Below are 8,374 nucleotides of genomic sequence, written 5' to 3' on the forward strand. Positions count from 1 at the left end.
GGATGGTGGTCTTCGCGGTGCACCACCCACGCCAGCGCATTCACGAAGGCGAGAGTCTGGTAATAGTTGCCGAAAGCGTAGGTCTTGCGAATGCTGCCGTCTTCAAACCGCCAGCCGTCCAGCAGTTGCAGGTAGGGCGTCATGGCCGCGGTGTCCAGGCGTTGGCTGGCGTCTAGCGGCACGCAGTGGCTGTCGAGCAATTCTTGGGGTGTCATGGCTGTTCAGGCTGTCGCCGGAGTGTGGGCCGAAGAAGGCGCGATGGATGAGGGCAATGCGCCCAGCCGTTCCAGTCGCTGCAGGGCGGGCGGGTGGCTGTAATAAAAGCGCACATAAACGGGGTCGGGCGTGAGCGTGCTGGCATTGTCGCGGTAGAGGGTGACGAGGGCTTCGCCTAGCGCGCGGGCGTCGCTGTGCTGGGCCGCGTAGGCGTCGGCTTCGAATTCATGTTTGCGCGAAGTGGCCGCACCCAGTGGGCTGAAAAACACCGCAAACACCGGCAGCGCCAGACTGAACAGAATGAGCGCGAGTGCATGGTTGGGGGCGAACAGATTGGGCATGACGCCCAGGCCGACGTAGAACCAAACCTGGTTCGACAGCCAGCCCAGTAGCGCAAAGCCCGCCAGACTGACCCCGAACATCACCACCATGCGCTTGAGAATGTGGCGCCGCTTGTAGTGCCCGACCTCGTGCGCGAGCACGCCTTCGATCTGCGCCGGGCTGAGCTGGCCGAGCAGGGTGTCGAACAGCACCACGCGCCGCGCTGCGCCCATGCCGGTGAAGTAGGCGTTGGCGTGCGCGCTGCGACGCGAACCGTCCATGACGAACAGCCCCGACAGCGCAAAGTCACAGCGCTGCATGAGCGCCTGCGCGCGGGTTTTCACCTCGCCGTCTGGAAGCGGCTGGAACTTGTTGAACAACGGCGCAATCACCAGCGGATAGGCCACCATCATCAGCAGGCTGAACGCCGTGAGTCCGGCCCAGGCCCACAGCCACCACCAACCCCCGGCGACCTGCATGATCCAGAGCACCAGCAGCGCCAGCGGCAGCATGAGCACGGCGCCGACCAGGGTGTTTTTGAGCAGGTCCAACGCATAGGAGCGCGGCGTCTGGCGGTTGAAACCGAAGCGCGCTTCCAGGCCGAAAGTGCGCGCGATGTCCCAGGGCAGATCGAGCAGCGAACCGATCACGGCGAAGGCCACCAGCAGCGCAAGCTGACCGCCCAAAGCGGTGCCGAAAGTGGCGCTCACCCAGCCGTTGAGCAACTGCAGCCCGCCTTCGAGCGTCCACACCAGCACGATCATGGCGGAGAACAGCGTCGTCCACAGGCCAAAGCGCAGTTTCGCCACGGTGTAGTCAGCGGCTTTCTGGTGGGCTTCGAGCGAAATGCTGGCGCGGAATGGCGCGGGCACGGCATCACGGTGCGCGAGCACGTGGCGCTGCTGCCGCTGGGCCAGCCAGAGCTTCAGCGCCGTGCCGCCAATCAGCGCGGCGGCGAACAGCGCGCTCCAGGCGAGGGCAAGATGTTGCGGGCTCATGCGAAAATCCTTGTCAGTCTCAGGTTCAGTCAGATTATCCCACCCGGCCTGTCCTCGCGACCCGCCGTCGCCATTCCCCTACTTGAATGCATTTCATGTCCGATTCCGCCACGCCCGCCGCTTCCATCCTCGCCTGTCACGACGACAACCTCATCTGGGTCGATATGGAGATGACGGGGCTGAATCCCGACACCGATCGCATCATCGAAGTGGCCGTGGTCGTGACCGATCCGCAGCTCACCGTGCGCGTGGAAGGGCCCGTGCTGGCCATCCATCAAAGCGACGCGGTGCTGGCCGGCATGGACGCCTGGAACCAGAACACCCACGGCAAGTCCGGCCTGACCGACCGGGTGCGCGCCAGCACGGTGGACGAAGCGCAGGCCAGCAAGGCGATCATCGCTTTCCTCAAGAAATACGTGCCTGCCGGCAAGTCGCCCATGTGCGGCAACACCATCTGCCAGGATCGCCGTTTCATGGCCCGGGGCATGCCCGAGCTAGAAACCTATTTCCACTACCGCAACCTCGACGTGAGCACCCTCAAGGAACTGGCGCGGCGCTGGCGCCCCGAGCTGGTGAGCGCCTTCAAGAAGCAGCAGGCCCACACCGCGCTGGCCGACATTCAGGAATCCATCGACGAGTTGCGCCACTACCGCGAGCACTTCCTGCGCGTGCCGGTGGCGGGTATCGATCCGGAAGTGGCGGGGTGAGCCGTCCGTAGCGACTGACGAAGCCGCTCAGCGTTTACCGAGTCGCTGTCGAGGACTTGCGGCTCTGGCGAGGCGACTGACCGAAATGCTGTCGATAGGCGCGGCTGAAGTGCGCAGGCTCGGTGAAGCCGCATTGATAGGCGACGGAGGCAATCGACACATGACGCGAGGCCGGGTGTTCAAGGAGCGCGCGGGCGGTCTCAAGCCTTCGGTGTTTCACCAGCCGGGAAAAGGTGATGCCGCGCAGCGATGCGAGCCGGTAGAGATATCGCTCTGAGATGCCCACAGCCCGCGCGCAGTCAGCGGGCGACAGGGCAGACGCATCGAACAAATGGGTTTCGACGTAGGACAGAACCTGCTGCCAGCGGGTGGCGTTCGGCGGGTCGGTCGGCTCGGCGTTCCGCTCAATGCTGTGATAGGCCGCCGCGAACAGCCAGGGCAGCGCGAATCCCGCATACAGGCTGCTGACCGAACCTCGATCCGATGGGGGCAGCAGCTTGTGCAGACCGCATGAGTCGACGATTCTTGGCCGCAGGGGCTGTCGACAATCGCGTCTGGCCTGATGCCACAGCAAGGCATCGCGCGGCATTCTCACGGCGATCAGACGGGCGGGCGTTACGAAGACGATGCGTGAGGGGTGCTGCAGGTTGCGAAACGACAGGTCACCAGAGCGAAAGTTCAGTGCCGCGCCTTCCTGCTCGATCACACCTTCACCCTCGACGACGATATGGCTCAAGACGGTATCGCGAACATCGGCCGATAAAGCGGACAGATGCTGCGCGCTGTGCGTGATGATCTGCGGTTGCACGATCAGGGGCGTCATGCTCAACGCTCCCGCGCGAACCTCCTGTCCGATGTGGCCTCCCGGGCCAGCGGAAGTGAGGCTGGTGTGGCCTGGCACGAACCGGCGAGACAACAACTGCTCCCAGCTTCCAGGGTTGTGGGGTATGTCGCCACTCAGGTGGTCGCGCATGTGCAGTGTCATCCTTGAAAGGGGTGCATGGGAAGCCAAGTTTAAGGGTTGGCTGTACCTACGATGCAGCGGTCAGGCCATTCCTGACGACACGCTCGAATGCTGCCTTTGGATGACGACCTATGCGCCGATGGATTCCCTTTGTCTTGCTGACCCCGTTTCAGTTCATTTTCGGCCTGATCTATTCCTGGGGAACGATTTCCCCGGCCCTCCACATCCAGAGCGGCTGGCCGCAGGCCACTCTCGATCTGGCTTTCTCGCTTACCCCGCTGGGTTTGCTTCCCGCCGTCATTCTGGCGGGGCGCGCACTTCATCGCCTGGCGCCGAAGACGCTGCTGGCGTTGGCGCTGACCTGTTTCACCGTGGGCGGGGGCATCGGCCTTCTGACGGCCTCGCCCGTGGCGTTCATGCTGGGCTACAGCCTGCTGGCTCTGGGCGTCGGCGCGGGTTTGTCGACCGCCGCCTGCATCGCCCTGGTTTCGCGCCTTTACCCGCAGCGCCGCGGTTCGCTGGGCGGCGCGCTGCTGGCGCTCTATGGCATGTCGTCCGTGGTCAGTGCGCCCTTGTTCGATGAGATCAACCGTCACATGGGCTGGCGGCCCTCGCTTGCCGCGCTGCTCGGCGTGTATGCGGCCATCGGGTGGCTGGCCTGGGCCTTTCTGCCCGAGGTGCCCGAGGTGCCCGCGGCGCCGGGGCGCCAAACGGACCCCCTGCCGCTGATGGTTCTGCTCAGACAGCGGCCCTTGCAGTGGGCACTGGTCATTGTCCTGATGGCCGCGCCGCTGGGCTCCGCCTCTTTTGCCACGATCGGGCATCTCACCAAGGCCCTTGGCGTCAGTTCGGCGCTGGGTGTGTTGGCGGTGTCTCTGATGGCCTTGGGCAACGGAGTGGGACGGCTTGGATTTGGCTTGCTGGCCGACTGGATTTCGCCGCGCTTCAGTCGCACGGCGGCGCTGGGCCTCAACGCGCTTGCCGCGCTTTTGTTGCTGGGCGCGCTGCACGGCTATGGCGCGTGGGCCTTTGCCGCCTATCCGCTGCTTATCGGCCTGGCGTTCGGCGGCATGGCGGGCAAGCTGCCTGCCTTGGCTGCGCATGTGGCCGAGCGCCACGGCGAGGCGGCCTTCGGCCTGCTGTTTGGTGCGTTCGCATTCGCCAGTTTTCTCGGCCCGTTGTTGAGCGCTGGCCTTGGCATGCACTCGGCGCTGCAGGGGCTCGCCTTGTGCGCTCTCGCGGCGATGGGGCTTGGCTTGGTTGTGGCGGGGTGAATCACACCGCTTGCTTTTGCAGCAGCCGCACGTGCATCGGGCGGGTGAAGTGCGCGCCATCGGCGCCGCAATGCGGATCAAACGCAGCTTTCACGGACTGGCGCAGGACTTCGGTGATCTGATGATCGGCGAAGCTGGGGTAGAGCATGCGCTGCTCGAAAGACTCCCAGTTGGGGAAGTGCGCGGGCATGTCGAAGCGGCGCTCGGCGGTCTGCTGCCATTGCCCGGTTAGCAGGGCTTGGTCGAGCGCAGCCTGCGCTGCGGCGCGCACCGGGCCTTCGTCGTTGTAGAGCTTGACGATGTCGTTCAGCGCGCCGTCGTAGACGGGTTCCGAGACGTAGAGCCAGCCGCCCGGGCGCAGCACGCGCCAGGTTTCCGCCAGTGCGGTTTGCATGGCGTGCAGTGGAATGTGGTGCAACGACTTGAGCATAAGCGCCAGATCGAAGCCGCCATCCGCGGCCGGTATGGCCGTGGCGCTCTCCTGCACGAAGCGCAGTCGCGGCGCAAGCGTTTCGGGCAGGCGCGCCAGATTCTTGGCGTGCTGCACGGCATCAACTTCCAGCGCCAGCGCTTCGCAGGCCGGGCAGCGCCCCAGCAGCTCGGTGAGCAGCCGGGCGCTGCCGCAGCCCAGTTCGATGACCTTCAGGCCGTTGCCAAGCGGGACCAGTTCGGTCAGGACGTCGAGTTCGTTGTGGACCATGGGGTGGCCTTGTTGGTGAGAAAGGCCACGATTTTAGAGACGGAGCGCGGCGCTTTCAGGCTGGGAGATCGTCCTCGTAAAACTCCAGTTCGCCTCGCACGCCTGCCGCGCGGTCGGCTTCGATTTTGCGCAACTCAACCCGGCGGATCTTGCCCGAGATGGTTTTGGGCAGTTCGTAGAACTCGATGCGGCGGATGCGCTTGTAGGGCGCGGCGCGTTCGCGCACGAATTGCAGGATGTCGCGGGCCAGTTCAGCGCTGGGCGCAAAGCCGACCCGGCACGACACGAAGGCTTTGGGGATGGTCAGCCGCAGCGCATCAGGGCAGGGCACCACGGCGGCCTCGGCCACGGCGGGATGTTCGATCAGCAGGCTTTCGAGTTCGAATGGGCTGATGCGGTAGTCGGACGACTTGAACACGTCGTCGGTGCGGCCGACGAAGGTGTAATAGCCGTCGGCGTCGCGTTGCGCCACGTCGCCGGTGTGATAGAGGCCGTCGTGCAGCACCTGCGCGGTCTTCTCGGCGTCGCCAGCATATTCGACGAGCAGACCGGTGGGGCGCGGCTCGGTCTCGACACAGACTTCGCCTTCATCTGCTGAGTTGCCGTCCACATCGACCAGGCGGATGCGGTAGCCCGGCATGGGGCGGCCCATGGCGCCGGGCTTGAACGGCTGGCCGGGAGAGTTGCCAACGAGCGCGCAGGTTTCGGTCTGGCCGTAGCCGTCGCGCAGGGTGATGCCCCAGGCGGCGCGCACGCGTTCGATGACCTCGGGGTTGAGCGGTTCGCCTGCGCCCACCAGTTCACGCAGCTTGACTGGATAGCGCTTCAGGTCTTCCTGGATGAGCATGCGCCACACCGTGGGCGGCGCGCACAGCGTGGTGATGCCGCAGCGAGACAGGGTTTGCAGCGTGGCCTGCACGTTGAAGCGGCTCTGGTTGAAGGCGAAGATGGCTGCGCCGGCGTTCCAAGGGGCGAAAAAACTGCTCCAGGCGTGCTTGGCCCAACCGGGGGAACTGATGTTCCAGTGCACATCGCCGGGTTGCAGGCCGATCCAGTACATCGTGGCCAGCGTGCCCACGGGATAGCTTTGATGGGTGTGCAGCACCAGCTTGGGTTTGGACGTGGTGCCGGAGGTGAAGTAGAGCAGCAGCGGATCGGTGGCGTGGGTGTCGGCCTCGGGCGTGAAGTCGGCGGCCGCTGTTTGCGACCCGGCAAGCGCCGTCCACCCGGCGGGCGCGCTGCCTGCAGTGAAGCGGCCTTGCACCTGCGTCCAGACGGTTTGCGGCAGGTCGTGGAATTTGGCGGTGTCGGCAGGCAGGCAGATCACATGCCGCACGTCGCCGCGGGCGATGCGGTCTTGGAGATCGGTGGGCGTGAGCAGGGTGGTGGCGGGAATCATCACCGCGCCGAGCTTGATGCAGGCGAGCATGGCGTCCCAAAGGTCGATGCAGTTGGGCAGCATGAGCAGCACGCGGTCGCCGCGCGCCACGCCGCCTGCGCGCAGGAAGTTGGCCATGCGCGCCGAGCGCTGCGCCATGTCGGCAAAGCTGTAGCGCGCCTCGCTGCCGTCTTCTTCCACGATCCACAGCGCAAGCGCCTCGTTACCTTGGGCCATGGGATCGAAGTAGTCGAGCGCCCAGTTGAAGCGGTCGAGCGCGGGCCAACGGAATTCGGCGTAGGCGCGGGCGTAGTCGGTGCGGTGGCGCTGCAGCAGGTCGCGCGCCTGCATAAAACCGGCATGGGCGCCGGGGTGGCTGATCTGCATCGAAGTCTCCTGATGTTGTTGTGCGCCCACTTTAGCCCGCACGGCTGAGGCGGGCCAGCGGGAAAGCACAGAGATCAACAGTCAGGCCGATGTCAGTTATCCCCCTCGGGGGGCGGCTTGCGCAGCAGGCAGGGGCTGTTGCCTGTCAGTCCGGCATGGGCGCCAGGCTGCGGGTGCAGGGGATCTGGGTGATGTCCAGCCAGGGCTGACCCGCGGGCGGCAGCTTCACGGCGCTGAGCGCCCCGCCCCACAGGCAGCCGCTGTCCAGACAGAGGGCGTTGTGTTCCCAGCGCAGGCCGAGGGTGGACCAATGGCCGAAGGCGATGGGGGTCTGCGCGGTTTCGCGCTGCGGCAGGGCGAACCAGGGCAGGAGTTCAGAGGCGGCGCCGTTGGCGCTGGCCTGCTTGTTGTGAAAATCCAGTCGTCCCCTATTCGGGCCGCTGGCCTGCAGAAAACGGGCGCGGGTGAGGGTGTTGACCACGATGCGAAGGCGGTCGAACCCCGCCAGACTCTCGCTCCACTCGTCGGGCTGGTTGCCGAACATCACGCGCAGGAAATCGACGTAATCGGGCGCGCGCAACCGGCGCTCCACCTCGGCGGCGAGTTGCAGGGTTTTGTCGGCCGACCATTGCGGCAACACCCCGGCGTGCACCAGCAGCCAGCCCTGTTCCATCAGCGCCAGCGGTCGGCGGCGCACCCAGTCGATCAGCGCCTCGCGCCGCGGCGACAGAAGAATGTCGTCCAGCGTGTCGCTGCGGTGCGCCTTGCGCACGCCATGCGCCACGGCCAGCAGATGCAGGTCGTGATTGCCCAGCAGACATTGCGCGCTGTCGCCCAGCGCCATGAGCCGCTCCATGCTGGCGAGCGACTGCGCGCCGCGGTTGACCAGATCGCCCAGCACGATGAGCCGGTCGCGGGTCGGATCAAAGCGCAGCGCGCCAAGCAGGGCGTCGAGTGCGTCGGCGCAGCCTTGCACATCGCCGATCAGGTACGTTGCCAAAGCCTCTCCCTAAAATGCGTGGTTTGCCAAACGCATCATCGTAATGACGCAAGTTGACGCTTGCGCGCTCTTCTTGACAATGCATCCCACTGGAGCCCCGCATGGCGCAGCTTGATCCCACGATTTTCAAGGCCTACGACATTCGCGGCATCGTTGGCAAAACGCTGACCGAAGACGCCTGCCGCCTCATCGGCCAAGCCTTCGCCACGCTGGCGCGGCGCAATGGCGAGACGGCGGTGAACATCAGCCGCGACGGGCGTTTGTCTGGCCCGGCGCTGGCGCAGGCGCTCAGCGAAGGCTTGCGCGCGGGTGGGGTGGATGTGGTTGATCAGGGCATGAACGCCACCCCCATGCTGTATTACGCCTGCGCCACCACGCCGGTGGTCAGCGGCATTCAGATCACCGGCAGCCACAATCCGCCCGAGTACA

The 8,374-nt window shown here is 65.5% G+C and carries 8 protein-coding genes and 1 pseudogene; 3 read left to right on the top strand and 6 right to left on the bottom strand.

Features of this window, described 5'->3' with window-relative positions; genetic code table 11:
- A partial coding sequence (locus AC2VLV_RS12185; RefSeq protein ID WP_486990243.1) for a 4a-hydroxytetrahydrobiopterin dehydratase occupies nt 1–215 on the bottom strand: 215 nt, incomplete at its 3' end.
- Between the two features lie 6 nt (nt 216–221).
- A complete protein-coding gene (locus AC2VLV_RS12190; protein WP_486990244.1) occupies nt 222–1,535 on the bottom strand; it encodes a M48 family metallopeptidase in 1,314 nt (437 codons plus the stop codon).
- Nucleotides 1,536–1,630: 95 nt separating this feature from the next.
- Between AC2VLV_RS12190 and orn the strand changes: the two genes are divergently transcribed.
- Nucleotides 1,631–2,242 carry an oligoribonuclease gene (gene orn / locus AC2VLV_RS12195; RefSeq protein ID WP_486990245.1) on the top strand — a complete coding sequence of 204 codons (612 nt, stop codon included), beginning with the start codon at nt 1,631–1,633 and terminating at the stop codon, nt 2,240–2,242.
- 34 nt (nt 2,243–2,276) lie between these two features.
- Here orn and AC2VLV_RS12200 read toward each other — a convergent pair whose 3' ends face one another.
- Complete coding sequence (locus AC2VLV_RS12200) at nt 2,277–3,227, bottom strand: AraC family transcriptional regulator (RefSeq protein WP_486990246.1); 951 nt, start codon at nt 3,225–3,227, stop codon at nt 2,277–2,279.
- 134 nt (nt 3,228–3,361) lie between these two features.
- Here AC2VLV_RS12200 and AC2VLV_RS12205 point away from each other — a divergent pair, with 134 nt between their 5' ends.
- Complete coding sequence (locus AC2VLV_RS12205; protein ID WP_486990247.1) at nt 3,362–4,480, top strand: MFS transporter; 1,119 nt, start codon at nt 3,362–3,364, stop codon at nt 4,478–4,480.
- 1 nt (nt 4,481) lies between these two features.
- On the opposite strand, the gene AC2VLV_RS12210 is transcribed toward AC2VLV_RS12205, so the two are convergent.
- The 3 genes from AC2VLV_RS12210 to AC2VLV_RS12220 form a co-directional block, all read right to left on the bottom strand.
- Complete coding sequence (locus AC2VLV_RS12210; protein WP_486990248.1) at nt 4,482–5,180, bottom strand: class I SAM-dependent methyltransferase; 699 nt, start codon at nt 5,178–5,180, stop codon at nt 4,482–4,484.
- A gap of 55 nt (nt 5,181–5,235) precedes the next feature.
- Nucleotides 5,236–6,945 (bottom strand): AMP-binding protein, encoded by a 1,710-nt coding sequence (locus AC2VLV_RS12215; RefSeq protein WP_486990249.1) that lies wholly within the window; start codon nt 6,943–6,945, stop codon nt 5,236–5,238.
- A 145-nt stretch (nt 6,946–7,090) separates the two neighbouring features.
- The gene (locus AC2VLV_RS12220; protein WP_486990250.1) at nt 7,091–7,945 is read right to left on the bottom strand and encodes a symmetrical bis(5'-nucleosyl)-tetraphosphatase; all 855 of its coding nucleotides are present in this window, start codon (nt 7,943–7,945) and stop codon (nt 7,091–7,093) included.
- A gap of 101 nt (nt 7,946–8,046) precedes the next feature.
- On the opposite strand from AC2VLV_RS12220, the pseudogene AC2VLV_RS12225 reads away from it, so the two are divergent.
- A pseudogene (locus AC2VLV_RS12225) lies at nt 8,047–8,374 on the top strand (phosphomannomutase/phosphoglucomutase); the annotation flags it as partial.

This window comes from Thiomonas sp. TH-17 (assembly GCF_057473305.1).

Excerpts from the sequence above, each read along its gene's own strand:
- AC2VLV_RS12190 (WP_486990244.1), bottom strand. The coding sequence starts at position 1,535 with ATGAGCCCGCAACATCTTGCCCTCGCCTGGAGCGCGCTGTTCGCCGCC.
- orn (WP_486990245.1), top strand. The coding sequence starts at position 1,631 with ATGTCCGATTCCGCCACGCCCGCCGCTTCCATCCTCGCCTGTCACGAC.
- AC2VLV_RS12200 (WP_486990246.1), bottom strand. The coding sequence starts at position 3,227 with ATGACACTGCACATGCGCGACCACCTGAGTGGCGACATACCCCACAAC.
- AC2VLV_RS12210 (WP_486990248.1), bottom strand. The coding sequence starts at position 5,180 with ATGGTCCACAACGAACTCGACGTCCTGACCGAACTGGTCCCGCTTGGC.
- AC2VLV_RS12215 (WP_486990249.1), bottom strand. The coding sequence starts at position 6,945 with ATGCAGATCAGCCACCCCGGCGCCCATGCCGGTTTTATGCAGGCGCGC.